At 39.2% G+C, this 16488-nt stretch carries 11 protein-coding genes and 1 pseudogene; 9 read left to right on the top strand and 3 right to left on the bottom strand.

What is annotated here, in order from left to right; all coding sequences use genetic code 11:
- The first annotated feature begins 242 nt into the window (after nucleotides 1-242).
- The 9 genes and pseudogenes from ACFQ19_RS02020 (at nucleotide 243) to ACFQ19_RS01980 (ending at nucleotide 12868) form a co-directional block, all read left to right on the top strand.
- Complete coding sequence (locus ACFQ19_RS02020; protein ID WP_379590255.1) at nucleotides 243-1379, top strand: hypothetical protein; 1137 nt, start codon at nucleotides 243-245, stop codon at nucleotides 1377-1379.
- A gap of 280 nt (nucleotides 1380-1659) precedes the next feature.
- On the top strand, nucleotides 1660-2397 hold the full coding sequence (locus ACFQ19_RS02015) for an HIRAN domain-containing protein (RefSeq protein WP_379590254.1): 738 nt from the start codon (nucleotides 1660-1662) through the stop codon (nucleotides 2395-2397).
- Between the two features lie 57 nt (nucleotides 2398-2454).
- A complete protein-coding gene (locus ACFQ19_RS02010) occupies nucleotides 2455-2595 on the top strand; it encodes a hypothetical protein (protein ID WP_379590253.1) in 141 nt (46 codons plus the stop codon).
- A 35-nt stretch (nucleotides 2596-2630) separates the two neighbouring features.
- Nucleotides 2631-3451, top strand: a pseudogene (locus ACFQ19_RS02005) (virulence RhuM family protein).
- Between the two features lie 121 nt (nucleotides 3452-3572).
- A complete protein-coding gene (locus tag ACFQ19_RS02000) occupies nucleotides 3573-5084 on the top strand; it encodes a TIGR02677 family protein (RefSeq protein ID WP_379590252.1) in 1512 nt (503 codons plus the stop codon).
- A gap of 2 nt (nucleotides 5085-5086) precedes the next feature.
- Nucleotides 5087-6292: a TIGR02678 family protein gene (locus ACFQ19_RS01995; protein ID WP_379590251.1), complete on the top strand. Its 1206-nt coding sequence runs from the start codon at nucleotides 5087-5089 to the stop codon at nucleotides 6290-6292.
- The gene (locus tag ACFQ19_RS01990) at nucleotides 6289-10443 is read left to right on the top strand and encodes a TIGR02680 family protein (RefSeq protein ID WP_379590250.1); all 4155 of its coding nucleotides are present in this window, start codon (nucleotides 6289-6291) and stop codon (nucleotides 10441-10443) included. The genes ACFQ19_RS01995 and ACFQ19_RS01990 overlap by 4 nt, the downstream gene beginning before the upstream one ends.
- Nucleotides 10430-11752 (top strand): TIGR02679 domain-containing protein, encoded by a 1323-nt coding sequence (locus ACFQ19_RS01985; protein ID WP_379590249.1) that lies wholly within the window; start codon nucleotides 10430-10432, stop codon nucleotides 11750-11752. Before ACFQ19_RS01990 ends, ACFQ19_RS01985 begins: the two co-directional genes overlap by 14 nt.
- Before the next feature lie 36 nt (nucleotides 11753-11788).
- Nucleotides 11789-12868, top strand: coding sequence for a tartrate dehydrogenase (locus tag ACFQ19_RS01980; RefSeq protein ID WP_379590248.1), 1080 nt, complete (start codon nucleotides 11789-11791; stop codon nucleotides 12866-12868).
- 159 nt (nucleotides 12869-13027) lie between these two features.
- On the opposite strand, the gene pdxA is transcribed toward ACFQ19_RS01980, so the two are convergent.
- Genes pdxA through ACFQ19_RS01965 form a run of 3 tightly spaced genes read right to left on the bottom strand, consistent with a single transcriptional unit; the run spans nucleotide 13028 to nucleotide 16335 of the window.
- Nucleotides 13028-14023: a 4-hydroxythreonine-4-phosphate dehydrogenase PdxA gene (pdxA, locus tag ACFQ19_RS01975; RefSeq protein ID WP_379590247.1), complete on the bottom strand. Its 996-nt coding sequence runs from the start codon at nucleotides 14021-14023 to the stop codon at nucleotides 13028-13030.
- Nucleotides 14016-15314 carry a four-carbon acid sugar kinase family protein gene (locus tag ACFQ19_RS01970; protein ID WP_379590246.1) on the bottom strand — a complete coding sequence of 433 codons (1299 nt, stop codon included), beginning with the start codon at nucleotides 15312-15314 and terminating at the stop codon, nucleotides 14016-14018. The genes pdxA and ACFQ19_RS01970 overlap by 8 nt, the downstream gene beginning before the upstream one ends.
- Before the next feature lie 28 nt (nucleotides 15315-15342).
- Nucleotides 15343-16335: a 2-keto-3-deoxygluconate permease gene (locus ACFQ19_RS01965; protein ID WP_379590245.1), complete on the bottom strand. Its 993-nt coding sequence runs from the start codon at nucleotides 16333-16335 to the stop codon at nucleotides 15343-15345.
- Nucleotides 16336-16488: the final 153 nt, after the last annotated feature.

Genomic DNA, 16488 nt, shown 5'->3' with positions numbered 1-16488 from the left:
CATTGTCCTTTTTGGAGTTTGGATAAAGTACTTTCCCAAGAACGTCACTGTTGAACAAGGTTTTATTTGGTGTGGCGATTACAACAAATGTTTTATATTATAAGAATTTATTTGTATAATATAGGTAGCTAAAAAATTAAATCTACTCAGGCAATTAGACAATTAGGTGAAAAGTATAATATAAATTAATCCATGTATAGAATAATTAGATTATAGTATAAAAATTTAGGAGTAATAAAAGTATGGCAGGTTATATTTTTACATTAGATAGTATAGATTCCCTTAAAGAAGTTGCGGAAACAGGTGTATATAGTACAAAATTTAATAATATTCCAGAAAAATATTGGAGTACTCCACATGAAGGTACTTTTGCAGATTACCTTTCGATGAAAAATGGAGATAATGTTTATTTTTTCCACAAAAGGAAAATTTATGGAATAGGAAAGTTAGTTAACATCCATAACAATTGTATTTTTTTGAATTTTCCTGGTGCTGATAAACCTGGAACAACATCTTTTGATATGATTGAGGATAAAATGATTCTTAATGAATCGAAAGAAGACTTGAAGAAAAGATTTTTATGTACATTTAAAGGTGATCCTTACTTATTTAAAAAGGGTGTAGATATGGATGAAGTGTTATCCTCAACTCCCCATGCATTTAAAATGTTGAGAGCATTATGGAAGTTGTCATTTATAAAGATCGATGAAATTGAAAACAAAGCACTTTTTGATTGCGTTCTAAAAGCCAACGAATCCATTGTTAATGGAAAATCAGGTTGCTATCAATATGATAAAAAAGTACATAAAAGAATAAAAGATATATATACAACTAATTATTTAGTCACCTCTAAAAATATTGTTAAATATGCTGAGGAAAATAATAGTATTAAACATGAAATGGCGATTGAAGCGGCTATTATCGATTATATATCTAATAATGATTCTAACAATATTTATGGGACATGGGACTACATCAGTCATCAAGTTATAGCATCTCCGTTTAAGCCGATTGATTATATGGATAAGATGGATGTGTTTGGCTATAGATATATTAAAGGTTATAAAACAATTTCAAAGTATCTAATGATAGAGATAAAAAAAGATGCTGCAAATATCGAAACTATTGATCAAGCTATGAAATATATTGATTGGATAGAACAAGAATATAGTCATGACTATAACATGATTGAAGCTTTTATAGTAGCTTCATATATATCAGAGGAAGTTGTTAAAAAGCGAGATGAAAGCGCAGTACGTTTTTATACAAAAGGAAGAAACCCAGCAGAAACATCACAATGGAAAAACTTACACTTAATAGAGTATCGATATAATAAAAAGAACAATCATATTGTTTTTAAAGAAATCGCTCCCATATAAAAAAGAGTGGAGGTATGTGATTTTAAAATCAGAACACAATTAATCAATATGAACCATTCATATACAACCTTAAATTGAAGCTAAAATAGAAGGATTTAAAAATCGGAATTCGAATATATTTTTTCTTAGACTATTTTCCTCTCAAATAGAAAAATCAGTGAAATTACCAACTCTTGAACTTTAACGAAGAGGTATTTCGGCTATTTTTGCAAAGGTATTTTTATAATAATGAAGAAGACAGTTATGTATAATTAACTACTTTATATGGGAGGGATATAACATGTCCGAAAGCAGTGAAAAATTATTAGTATCATGGAAAGGGCCTAAGACAAAGAAAAATTATTTTGTTGGGGTATTGTCTAAAAGCGATCATGCTTATGAAGTGAATTATAAATTTTTTTATAATAAAGAAGTTGTGTTACAGGCTGAAGAAGAAGGGTTTAGACCATTTGTAGGCTTAAAGGATCTAAACAAGGAATATTATAGTGAAAAATTGTTTTCGGTTTTCGAAAGAAGGTTACCAAATCAAAATCGACATATTTTTAAGAAAATCATTCATGATTATCAACTTCAAAATAGCGATGATGTAACATGGGAATATTTAAAGATTACAAAAGGAAGAACTGCTACAGATAATTTGTCATTCTTGGAGCCGGTATATATGGATCATGATAAGTTAATCTATATCGGCGAAATTGCAGGCTGGTCATATACAAAAAGTAATAATAGTCATTTAGAGGTAAATGCGCCATTGGTTTTACGAAATGATGAAAATAATACGGATGATACAGAAGCAGTTGAAGTTATTAATTCTAATAATGGAAATGCGCGCGTAGGATACATCCCTAAGCCATTCAACAAAGTTTTTAATACGTTATTAAAAAAAGATTATTTTTTATCAGGCTATGTGAGATCAATTGATTCTTATGATGGTAGACCAACCATTGCTGTAGAAAAAAGGGTATTCAGGAAAGACATTGATGCAAAATTAAATTATTTGATTCATATGAAATCTTGACTGCTTATCTATGAAGTCATATATCCTCTCACCTCCGAAACGAAAGGAGTAGAACTGATGAATATTAATGACACAAACATGCTTATCTACCAAACAGAAGAAGGCGATACAAAAATAGATGTCCGTTTAGAAAATGAAACAGTCTGGATGACACAGAAGGCAATTGCTGAGTTGTATCAAACTTTTTCACAAATATAACGCTTCATATAAAAAATATTTATAAGGAAGAAGAATTGAAAGAAGAAGCAACTTGTAAGCATTACTTACAAGTTCAAAATGAAGGCATAAGAAAAGTAGAACGGCAAGCAAAACATTACAACCTCGAAATGATCCTCGCCATTGGCTATCGTGTTCGCTCTCACCGCGGCACCCAGTTTCGTCAGTGGGCTACGGAACGTTTGAATGAATACCTTGTGAAAGGATTTACCATGGATGATGAACGTCTCAAAGATATGGGGAATTTAGGGGAAGACTATTTTGATGAATTGCTTGAAAGAATTCGTGATATCCGTGCATCCGAAAGACGATTCTATCAAAAAATCACAGATATCTATGCAACTTCTGTTGATTATACTCCTAATGCAGACGTGACAAAAGAATTTTTTGCAACGGTGCAGAATAAGCTTCACTTTGCTATTCATGGTCAAACTGCTGCTGAATTGATTAATAGTAGGGCAGATGCAGAGAAAGAGAATATGGGACTTACTACATGGAAAGGAGAAAAGGTTCGTAGACAGGACGTGACGGTGGTCAAAATTATTTGACGGAGAAAGAAATCAAATCGCTAAACCGGATTGTAACCAGATATTTAGATTATGCAGAAGATCAAGCAGAGCGCAAGAAACCAATGTATATGGCGGATTGGAAAAAGAGGCTGGATGCGTTTTTACAATTTGATGAGCGGGAAATTTTGCAGGGAGCTGGTAAAGTAGCAAAGGCCGTAGCTGATCAAACGGCAATAGAAGCATATCAGAAATATAATCAACAACGAATAGACAATGACAGCTATAGTGATTTTGATGCTTTTGTAGATAATAACTATTTAAAGAAATAAATGTTTCCAACCTCACATTTTGGAAGATTGATAAAGAAAGTTTTTATTCCTGCCCCCTTGCCAACCATGTTATAATCATCCCAACAGAAAACTTTATAATAACAGGGAGGAATAGCACACCATGAAGCTAGAACAACGCATGTTAACCCCGTTTGTCAAAGCAAAATACTTATCTGAACCCAACTATAGAAGGTATACAGCAATCATTCATTACTTATACCAGCAGCATGAGTATTATTATGGACCTCCTTCCTTACCCGAGGATATTTATAATGCCATTGTAGAGAATGACTCTCTGCAATTGTTTGAAGATTATACACAGAAACAGATGGAAGAAGACTTGAAGCAGTTAGAAGAATGGGGAAATGTAATTACCCATGCGGATAATGCGCGGGTCAGCAAGATTCAGGATTATAACAAGAGCAGGCTGCGCTATCAATGTGCGGATGAAACGATAGAGATTGAACGGATGCTGGAACGGCTGGATAATTCCATCCGGCAGATTAAGGGTGCGCTGGATTCAAAAATGGTGAGTTCGCTGGCTTCCCTTATTTTGGAGTTCCAAAATAAGGATTTGAAGGCATCCTTGAATAAGGAAGAACGGACGGCATTTCATGAGCTTTGGACGGATGTGATTAATCGTTTTAAAACGCTGCGGGAAGAGGCTTCGGATTATTTGGGGATTATTCAGAGCAGAAATATTGAAGAAGCGATGCAAAATAAAGATATCAGTGCGTTCCGGGAGAAGTTTACCAACTATTTAACGGATTTTATTGTCGCGTTGCAGGAGAATACGATTGTGATTGAGTATGCGTTGAAGGATATTCAGGCACGAAATGTTGTAGAGGATGCGATTAAGCATCTGATTCTGCATCAGAAGGAGAAGCCGCAGCTGGACGAAGAGCTGGAAGATGAGGAGATGGCGGAAATTTTCCGAATGCAGTGGGTTGGTATTCAAAAATGGTTTGTTCCGGATGCGCATGGGGAGCGTTATGTCGACTATTTGCTGAAACAGACGAATGAAACAATTAGTAAATTTATGAAATACTTGGAACAGCTGACGGAGCGGGAACAGCAAATGAAGAGCAGGAAACATGATTTTCTGCACTTGGCAAAGCTGTTTGAGGAAGAGGAAAATTTTGACCATTGCCTGCAGATGTTTGGAGCGGTAACGAATGTAGAAAAACCCCCACATATTTTCTCGGAACGGGAGCAGGAAATTTACCCGGATGAAACGATTTTGGAACAGGGAGTCGAGGAGAAAAATCTGGAGAATGCAAAAACGAGCGGGATTCGCAGGAAAAAGCAGATTGCCCTGATGGAGCCGAGTGAGGAGGACAAGCAGCTGCTGAAAGCCTTAAAGCAGAAAAAAGCGTATGAGGAAGAAGTTTTGGATGCATTTACGCAAAGAGGCAGAGTCGAATTGGCTAATTTGGAAGAAGTGGAAGGATTTATTCTGGATGCAATTCTGAATTGGATCAGTAAGGCAAATGCAGTGAAAGATAGAAGAGAGAAAACGGATAATGGTGTGACGTATCATATTGAAAAAAAGACCAATCAATTAATTACGATTCAGTCAACGGAGGGTGTTTTGACGATGGATGATTATGTGATTGAATTTGAGGTGTCGTAAATATGCAGGATACTGGTCAAAAGCAAGTGAAGGAAGAAGTACAATATGCGATTCGTCAATTACTTGAACGTTTTTGGATTACGCGAGCGGACGATGAAGAATTATATTTCCTTATTGAGGATAATGAGATGGACATTAAATCGTTTTTCCGGGACACCTTTCGTTACCGGCTGATTATCACGCATGAGCTCGCCAAACTGGAGAAAATTCCGGTGAAAACCTATAACTGGATGGGAAACAAAGAGGTGAAAGGCCAATATTCCTTCAAACAACAGCGGGATTTTGTCTTTTTCTTTTGTCTATTGGCATTTATCGAGGGGAAAGGAAGAGATGACCAGTTCTCGCTGCAAAATATTTGTGAGGCGATCCAGGCTTATTATCCGCAATCAGAGGCGCGGGAACCGGTGATTATTACTTGGAAAGAAGGTTCGGGATATAAGAATCGGCTTTCTTTAATTCGCGTGGTGAAATATGCTTTGAAAATGAAGCTGATGATAGAGGTTGACCAAAGTATTGAGGACTTTGCAGGGGATGGGGAGCATGATGTTTTGTTTGAAAGAACACCTTATGTTTCCCAATTTTTACGCCCGTTTAAGGATATTTATGCGCTGGAAAATTATGATGACTTTAAAGCTTCCCTGGCGGAGTTGAATGCAGCCCATGTCGATGGGAAGCACCGGTTTTATCGGCGTTTGTTTTTAGAGCCGGTGGTGTATCATGGAGAGCTGTCGGAAGAAGAACAAGAATATGTAAAAAGATATTATCCTGCGATTGAAAATAATATTTCCAAGTTTACAGGCTATGAATTTGAGCGGTATAAACAAAGCTATCTGCTGGTGAAAACCAAAATGGTGATGGGTGAGGCAGTGCATCCGGCGGAAAACATGTTGTCGAACCTGGTTGTCCGGTTTGCGGGATATTTACTAGAACATCAACAGGACTATACGTTTTCTTTTACCAATACAGTGGAACTTTCCAATCATGAAATAGAACGGATTGCAGCTTTATTAAAAGAGCGGGATGGCAAACAGTGGTCGAAAAGTTTCAAGGAAATGTCGTCGGAACAATTGCGAATTCAAGTGACGGATTATTTATTGAACTGGAATTTTGCAGACAGGTTGGACGATAAAACAATCCGTATCAAAGAAGGGATTTTTCGAGTGGTCGGCACATATACGGAAGCGTCGAAGGAGGAGAGTAAAGCATGAGTGAAACATTGCAGCCAGTTGCCAGATGGCAGATGCATCGTGCGAAATTATTCAGTTTTTGGTACTATCCGGATCAAGAATTTCTGTTTACAGATGGATGCGGCGTATTACGCGGTCATAATGGCAGTGGAAAATCCGTGACAACACAGAGCTTAATTACGGTGCTCTTAGATGGTGATGTCCGAAGTCATAAGTTAGATCCCTTCGGCGGCAGAGAGAGGAATATTACCGATACGGTTTTAGGCGAAGAGGGTTTACTAGGCATAAATGAGCGGATTGGCTATATTCTTCTCGAATTCAAGAAGGAAGGGCAGGAAGTCTATAAGACGATTGGTATGGGCATTGATGCCAGGCGTGGTAAGGCACAAAATAAAGTCTGGTACTTTATTGTCGATAATAAGCGTTTTGGAAATTCGGAAGGTTTCTTGAAGCTGTATAAGGAAGAAATGATGGAAGGCAGCTTAAAGAAAATCCCGTTGAATGAAAATGAATTGCGGAATTTGATTGAAAATGAATATCGATGCGGCAAGATTTTTACGAACCGCAAAGATTATGCGGATAAGGTGAATAAGCATTTATTTGGCTTTGATACCGTGGAAAGTTTTATGGGTCTGATTGATTTGCTGATTCAGATCAGAAGTCCAAAGCTGAGTGATAAAAATAGACCAGAGGGCGTGGCAGAGGTCATTAATGATTCGCTCCCGCAATTGACAGAGGCGGAATTGCGTCCATTAACCGACTCCATTGAGTCCATTGACCGGATTGAAAAGGATTTAAAAGATACGAACCGTGATTTGAAGGCGATGAAGCGGCTGAGTGATGTGTTTATCACCTATAATCAGGTGACCTTAGTGGAAAAAGCAACGGAATATCGGAAAGCAACGCAGGCTTTAAGCCGGTTAAAGGACGAAATAGCGCAAAAAGAATCGGAAATGGCAGAGAAAAATCAGCAATTAACCGATATGGATGCCAAAAGAAGAAAATTAAAGAACCAATCGGACGTGAAAAAAGAAGAATTAAATTCGCTGGGTGTCAAAGATATTGAAGAAGTGGAGGCGCGTAAACAGGAGGCAGAAACCGATTTAGCCGACTGGAAGAAGGAAATCGAGTCGTTAAATAGAAAACTGGAAGATACGATAACGAAAAAGTTGGCGGCACAGAAGAAGAAAGATGAGCTGGAAGCAGCTTTTTACCAATATGAACGCGAATTTCAAGGTTTTATCCAGGAGATGGACCAAATTGCTGTTGAAATGGACTTTTCCAAGCATCAGCAGTATATGACGCATCTTGTTGCAAATAAAGAAAACCAAAGCTATTCTTTTCATGCTTGGAAAAATGAAGCACGTAAATACGGCGACTTTTTAATGAAAATTAAACAGGAGTTGGAAGCGTATGAGAAGAAACGTGCGGAATTAACTCGGATTGATAATGACTTGGGCGATGTGCAAATGAAGATAGATGGGGAACAGGCAACGATTCAAGCGGCAAAAGAAAAAATCGAAGCGGCTGTTATTAACGTGGTAGAGGCCATCCAGTATTGGGCAGATCATGCCACCCACTTGCAGGTTGATGAACAGACGCGGGATACATTGATTGAAAAAGTGGATGATGTTTTTGACCGTTTAACGGAAGAAGACTATCTGAAGCCGCTCAGGCAGCTGTATCAAATTCGAAAAGAAGAAAATCAGCACCAGCAAGTAGCGCTCACCCATGAAATCAAGGTACTGCAAGAAAAAATCACGGCATTGCAGACAGAAATGGCAGATTGGAAAAATAAAGATGAGATTGAGCCGGCATTTGTAGAGAAGAAAAAGAAAGAATGGGATGCATTATCAGAAGCTGGCATTGCTTTTACGCCATTTTACGAGGCATTTGAATTTCATTCGTCCATTGATGAAAAAGCAGCGTTCCATTATCAAAATGCGTTGGCGGAATCAGGTATTCTGTCCGCTGTGATTGTGCAGCCGGAAGATGTGGCGCATGCGAAGAAACTGGCGACAGTGCTGGAATATGGGGAGAAACAGCCTTCCAATTTAACCCAAGCTTTAACAGCAAGTGAACATCCCCATCTGGAAGATGTGCTGACCTCGATTTCCGTAGAAGAAACGGATGGCACATATATCCTGGCAAATGGCGCGTTCCGCAGCGGACAGCTTACTGGAAAGGCCTCCCAATTAGAGGACTTTATTGTTATTGGCAAAGCGGCACGGGAGCGAATTCGTCAGGAAAAAATTCGTCAGCTGACAGCAGAACTGCAGCAATTGCAGGAAGAAGCAGATGATAAAAAGGCGCAGCTCGAATGGGCAAAACAGAAAGCGGAATATACAGAAGCGGAATATATGGATTTTCCTTCCTTGGAATCCATTGCTGCGCCATATACGGAAATGCGCCGGAGTGAGGAGAAAATACAGGAAATCTATGAGCCGCAACGCGAGAGGTTAAGCCAAGCGTACAGTGAAACGGAAGAAGAAAGCAAGCGGATTTTGGCGCAGTTGAAAGCAAAAATGGATTTCAGCTCGCTGGATTTGTCCATCGAAGCTTTTGATAACGAAATGCAATATCAGCGCGATTATGTGCAGGCGCTGAATGACTTGGAAATGGCGTTCACCAATAAAACCAATGTCCGGGTCAATCTGGAGGATTACAAGGAGCGTTGTGCGGAGTACGAAGAACAGGAAGATGATACCCGTGCAGACCTATTGGATGGCAATTCTAAAAAAGAGAAAGCAGAAGAAAGAATCAAAGCGTATGAAAATCGATTGAAGGAAATGGGTTCTGAGGATATTCGCAGGCGTATTACGGAGCTGACACAGGAAATCGATGTCCGTATTCCAAATGAGATGGAGTCGCTGCTAACCGAAGAGACGAATACGAAGCGGGATTTGGAAACAGCGAAAGATTTTATAACAGCCAATAAAGAACATGAAATTCCTTTTCGGACGGTGGTTCAGGAAGCGTGGGAAAAAGAATTCAACGAACATTATAAGCTGGGGTATATTGAACTGGACAGTGATGAGACAGAGCTTGCAGCAGTTGCCAAAGAAATCGAAGCACAGCATGGGTCGATGATAGATAAGAAACGGGAAGAAATTCAAAAAGTGACAAGCCGCTTAAACAAAGTCTTTAACGATCAAAATATCGAGCTGTTCCATTTTGATTTAGCGCTGCAGACAAAGCAATCGGATTATATGCCAGCGTATGATACCGAAGACGATGCGAAAAATGTCGCTTTAAATTTAATGCAAGGGCAAATGGAACGGATTGTGGTTACGGTAAATATTGAAGGAGAGCGCGTGCCGCCAAGATATGCCGTCAAACATTTAACCGAACGTTTGGAACGACTGAATCGCGATGTAAACGAGAAAGACCGTGATTTATATGAGCGGATTTTGGTAAACACGTTAGGAGATACCATCCGCAAAAAAATCAATTATGTGCAGCGCTGGGAAAAAGAAATGAATAAGTTTATGGAGCATGAAAATCTGATTAAATTCCGTCTCGCATGGAAACCAAAAAAACGTGAGAATGAAGAACAGCTCGATACCCTGAAATTAGTTGAGGCGTTGAAGCGAGACAGCCAATGGATTGATGTGAATGAAATCAGCAGCCACTTCCGCTCGAAAATTAAAATTGCCCGTCGCCGTTATGAAAGACAGGAGCAGAAAGAACAAAATTTAAAAGAAATTATGCGTGATGAACTGGATTACCGTAAATGGTTTGAGTTTGAAATCTACTTTACGAAAAAGCATGATAAGGAAAAGAAACTCACGCGAAATACGTATGGAGAATTAAGCGGCGGACAACGTGTGCTGGCGATGGTAACCCCTGTACTTGCGGCGCTTTATGCCAAGTATTCGGAAGCGAGCGAAGAATGTCCGCGCCTCTTCACACTGGACGAGGCATTTTCCCGGGTGGACGAGGACAATATTAATATCATGTTTGCTTATATACGCAAACTGAATTTTAATTACATCTTGAATTCGCAATCACTATGGGGATGCTATGCGTCTGTGCCGTCTCTCAATATTTACGAACTGAGCCGGCCGGAAAATCGTCCGTATGTATTAATCGAATCGTATTATTGGAATGGTCACCAAAAGGTGAGAACCGATGAACTGGAACAGGAGGAAGTTTTCCTTGGCAGTACTTGATGAAATTACAGCTATTTTTAAAGGGGAAAAGGGCTTTGAACGGCTTTTTTCCCTTTTCCTTCAAAAATATAGCAGTTATGAACGCGTGGAGAAAGGGATTTCTGTGGTATTGCAGAATCCGACAGAAGTGGAAAAACGGGCATTGTCTGGATTTATAGGGGCAGATTATTCTAAGAATAAATCCATTCGAATATCTGCTGAAAAAATGGAAAAAGCAATCTTAAAAACAAAATACGGAAAGCAATTGGAGGAAGTCTCTTTTCAGGATATTCTGGAACGCTATCATGGGAAAGTGTTAGTCAGTAATCGTGAAGTAGAAGAAGCTTTTTTAGCAGAAAGGGAGGCGTACTTTCATGCTTTCAAGGAGCAGGCAAACATAGCTTTATTCCTGCGGTTATTGGAGTGGATTACTAACACCAAGTCCAATCGGTTCTATCAGTTATATCAGCATAATCAACAGGAATTGACGGCCGTTTTGAAGCATCTCGAAAAAGCATTTTCGATGTTCCCGTTGGAGGATGATGAATACCTGGCTGTCTTTGCATCAAAAGCTGCAGGGAATCCGCATGCTTTTGATGCCGATGAAAATGAAGGAAAGCTCTTTTTATATGCACTGCAAATCATCTACACGTTTGAAAATGACGACTGGACAATAAAAGATTTAAATGCGGAAGAACGTGCGCAGATGCTGTATCACTACGGTATTATGACGGATGATCTGCTTAATTTTGTCTCTGTTTTTCAACTGGCGGGAAAAAATAAAGATGGAAGCGAAAATGGACTGCTGGCAGGAGCTGTGCAGGAACAGGCTTTTTTCCATTTGCCGTTAAAAGAAGTGGCAAAGTTGGGGGAAGCCCAATCGATTTCTGAAGTGAACCGATTGTTTGTGATTGAAAATTCTAGCGTTGCATCGCATGTAGCCAATGAGTTAATCAAGGATAATGTGGAAGAAACGATTGTTTCCGGAAATGGTCAATTTAAAATCGCCACGTTAAAATTGTTAGATATATTCGTTGCCGGCGGTGGTGTGATTTATTATAGCGGTGATTATGATCCAGAGGGCATTTTGATGGCGTATCGATTGAAGCAGCGGTATGGAGATCAGCTGGTTTATTGGAAATTTGACGTGGATTCTTATTATTTATCGAACCCGGTTAAACTGGTGTCAGAAAGACGGTTGAAGCAGTTGCGAACAGTGGAGGATACTGCGTTAGAGCCGGTTATTCGTACGTTGATGGAAGAGAGGAAGAGCGGGTATCAGGAAAGTGTTTTGATGGAGTTGGTTGGTGATATTAAAATGTGGAAGTAGCAAAAGGTAAGAAAGAGAAACGGAGGAGATTAGCTTATGAAAGCATGGAAAGTAGCACTTATTCCAGGAGACGGTATTGGGCCAGAGGTTGTGGCAGAAGGTGTAAAAGTACTTCAGGCAATTGAAAAAATAGATAGCGGACTTTCCTTTCAGTTTCAACGTTTTCCGTGGGGGTGTGAATATTACTTAGAACATCAAAAAATGATGGCGGATGACGGGATAGAACAATTACAGAATTTTGATGCGATTTATCTTGGAGCAGTGGGATACCCCGGAGTTCCAGATCATATTTCGCTTTGGGATTTATTACTGAAGATTCGTAAGGGCTTTGATCAATATGTGAACCTTCGTCCGGTGCGGTTATTAAATGAAGAACTGACTCCGATTAAAAACAAATCGGAAAAAGATATTGATTTTCTAGTTATCCGGGAAAATAGTGAAGGGGAATATGCCGGTGCCGGGGACTGGTTGTTTAAAGGGAAAAAAGAAGAGGTCGTATTGCAAACGGGCGTTTTTTCCCGAAAAGGAACCGAACGGATTATCCGATATGCTTTTGAAGAAGCACGGAAGCAAAAGAAATCGCTGACAAGTATCAGTAAAGCGAATGCATTGAATTATTCCATGGTTTTTTGGGATGAGGTATTTGAAGAAGTAGGGAAAGAATACCCAGATGTCAAAACGGAATCCTATTTAGTAGACGCGGCTAGTATGTTCTTTGTCATGCAACCGGAACGATTTGAAATCGTAGTAACTTCCAACCTGTTTGGAGATATTTTAACAGATATCGGCGCTGCGATTACAGGTGGAATGGGACTTGCGACTGGAGCAAATGTGAATCCGGAGAAAGAATATCCTTCGATGTTTGAGCCAGTTCATGGATCGGCTCCTGATATTGCCGGGCAAGGGAAGGCGAATCCGCTTGCAGCAATATGGTCTGTTGCACAGATGTTGGAGCATTTTGGAGAGGAGAAATGGGGAAATATCGTTGTTGATACGATCAAAGAGCTAATAAATGAAAATAAAGTACTTACGCCTGATTTAGGCGGGAAACATAGTACTTCTGAGGTTGGGGATTATTTTGTTGAGAAGATGATTGGGATGTTGGGTAGTAACTAGCTGTTCAAGGCGGCTCTTTAAACAGACAAATGGATAAAGATGACATGAGAAGTTATCATTTGCTTTATAAGAATTAAAATATATACGTTTTAACGAGTGTTAGGGAGGGGAGCTATCCCCTCCCTACTCGCATATTTATTTCTCAGGCTGACGGAAAACTTACTTTGGCGCCAGTTCAATTGCCTGTCTTAATGCTTCCAACATGCTTCCTTCATCAACTATTCCTTTACCTGCTATGTCAAAAGCAGTTCCATGGTCGACACTGGTGCGGATAATTGGCAGACCAACTGTTATATTTACACCAGCTTCCAATCCAAGTACCTTGATGGGTCCATGTCCTTGATCATGATACATCGCAACGACAATATCAAAATCTCCGCGTTGAGCTCGGAAAAATAATGTATCTGCCGGTAGAGGACCTTCTACATTAATGCCTTGTTCTTTGGCCAATTGAACTGCTGGAATAATTTTTTCTTCTTCTTCCCCATAGCCAAACAAACCATTTTCACCTGCATGCGGATTGATTCCGCAAACACCGATTTTTGGCTGTTCTATTCCTGCGTCTTTTAGTGTCTTATCTGCTAATTTGATGACATTAAATACACGGTCTGGTTTAATCTTTTGGATGGCATCCAATAAGCCGATATGTGTTGTAACGTGAATCACTTTTAATTTGGGAGAAGACAGCATCATAGAAAAGTCTTCTGTTTGTGTTAAATCAGCAAGAATTTCCGTGTGTCCCGGATACATATGACCGCCTTTTTGTAGTGCCTCCTTATTTAAAGGCGCTGTACAAATCGCTTGTATTTTATTTTTATTTGCTAATTGAATAGCCGCTTCTAAATATTGAAATGCTGCATCACCAGCTACTGGGGATACTTCTCCCACAGCTAAATTTTCCGGAACCAGGTCTAAATCCACACAAGCAATTTCACCGAATGATGTTTGTGATAAGTCATCATCCAGTTTTTTTGGTGTGATGGATATTTTTATATTTAAATCTTTCGCAGCGCGCTGTATTATTTTGGCGTCCCCAATAACAATGGGATGTGCATTCTGATAAACCTCTTTTTCTTGCAAGCTTTTAACGATAACTTCCGGACCGACACCTGCCGGATCTCCCATGGTTATACCTATAATCGGTTTCTTACTCATAAATCTTCTCTCCTTTCAGTTCCATCATAGCGTGATAAATAGAATCTTCTTTCCCGAACGCTCCGGCTTTTGTCACTACCAAACTATTATCTTTACCGATAAGGGATACTAATGGAATCCCGGGTTCAAGCTGTTTGATAAGATGCATCCCAATTGCTCCCAAACTTTGCGTGATAGACTTTGCTGTGTCGCCGCCAGTTAAGACAAAGCGGTCCAGCTTTGGAAGTTGTTCTTTCACATCTACGACCAATTCTGCCATTTTATCAGAGATGATTTCTCCTATTTCATTATTGGCAAATCCTTTTTCCTTTGCCAAATCCTTTACCTTTTTTCGAATATCTTCATTTGAAGGCACATAGAGTACAACATCTTTTTGATGATTAACGATTTCTATACATGTCTTGATATAATCGCTTTTTTCCATTTCCCATTGGCCCTCGAACATTTGCAAAGGATTTAACTCAATACCTTCTATCTCTTTTTGTTGGAGAGCATATTGAATTTGCGCTTGCGTTTTTTCGGATAAACTGCCACAAACAGTCATGGCTGCGCTAGAACCACTATAGTAGGTAGGCTGCTTTTTCTTTTCTATCCCTAAAACTTGCGGAAGAACTTCTGCCAGCCCTGCAGAACCTGCCCAGATAACATGGTTCGTTTCTTTTGAAAACTTCTGTGCTAGTGTCTTTAAATCTTCCTCCGTTTCTGCATCACAACAAACCATTCTAATTTCATCTGCTTTCCATGCAGTAATTTTTTTTCGAAAAGAATCATCATTGCGCTGCAAATCTTCTTTGGTAAGCAGCCCGACTTTTTCTCCTGTTTGTTGCTCAATCAAAGCTGGCAAATAAGCTTCCGTAACGGGATGCATTGGATCTTTTGCAATTTCTGTTTCCGCAAGTAACTGGCCATGAACATAGTGATAACCTTGTTTTGTTGTTCGCCCCATACCGGGAAAAGCAGGGGCAATAACGAGAAAGTCGGGATTCAATATATTGCTCATTGCTTGCAGCTCTTGCCCAATATGGCCTCTTAGAGTTGAGTCCATTTTTTTATAGACATGATTATAATGAAGTTTTTTGATAAAATTAGTTGCTTTTCTTGTAATAGAGACTGCTTGTTCTTTCGATAAGGCTCTTGAGTTTGTATCTATCACAATACCTTCGCTGAGAAGCTTTGTTTGTTCTGGAATTTCAAATAGAACAGAAGTATTAATCCCTTTTTCTGTTAATTGAATGCCGCTATCATTTGCTCCAGTTAAATCATCTGCAATTATAGCGATTTGTTTTACCAATTATAACACCTACTTTATACTATCTGATTCATTTTTGGTTTGCTTTTATATAATGGTCAGGAACCTTAACCCCTTTTTTATCCAGCCGTTTCACTAGAAAACCTACATAAAACGGAAGAAGAATTGCTGTTGTAACAACTGCTGCAGCAACTTGGACAGTTGCTAATTCTACATTGGTTGCAAAGGCTGGACTTGCAGAAGCAATCGCTGTTGGTGTAGCTACCGCATTTCCTGCAGTAGAACCTTCCGCTGCGCCAGCAATTGGATTCCACTTCATTATTTTAAATACGAAGTACCCTGCTGTACCAGTTACAAATACAGTTAATAAACCTAAAATTACACCACCTAAACCACCTTCAATGATGCTGGAAAAATCGATTCCCATTCCTAAAGCAAATGCAAAGAATGGAATAAGCACTGAACTTCCTGATTGGAAGAATTCTCTCAATTCTTCATCTAAGTTCCCTAAAATCATACCGACTAGAATAGGCAGCAATACTGATAAAAAGGAAACAAACGAGAACATCCCTTCAACAAAGCCCATGACACCGAATATCGATAACGCTACCATTGTTAAAAATGGACCATCATTTAGAGCCAATAAGGAATAAGCTGCCCGATCTGTCTTATCTCCATATTGTCCTACGAGTGCAACGTAAAGCCCTCCATTACTATTTGTCATGGCAGCGATAATGGCAATTGGAGCTAAACCAAGCCATAGTCCATTATCTCCCATCATCCAGAATGCAAGCAATCCGACAATTGCGCCTACTACCCATTTTGTGGCCAATAAAGTTGCCCCTTTACCCAGGCTAACCCCTACATTTTTAACGTTAATTTGTGCCCCGGTAAATAGTAAGAATAACGCGATTAAGGTACTGGAACCGTCTACAAACAAAGCCTGCGTAAAGTTCCCAATTCTTAATAAATCTGGAGCAAACGTATTTAATGTTGCAGCAATTAATAATGGTACAACCATCATTCCTCCAGGAATCTTTTCAATCGTTGCTTTTATCTTCATTCTTCCTCCCCCTCTGTATACTTTTGTTTTTATATGAAACAATAAAAATAAAATGAAGCGTTTGCATGATTAATAATAATACTTACTGCATAAAAAAGCAACACTTTTTTATTGATATTTTAATAAAAGCAGAAATGATGCTTTTTTATGTTG

Source organism: Oceanobacillus locisalsi (assembly GCF_042675985.1).
GTDB lineage: Bacteria > Bacillota > Bacilli > Bacillales > Amphibacillaceae > Oceanobacillus > Oceanobacillus locisalsi.
Note: the sequence above shows the minus strand (reverse complement) of the source record. Positions and strands in the feature narration are given on the sequence as shown.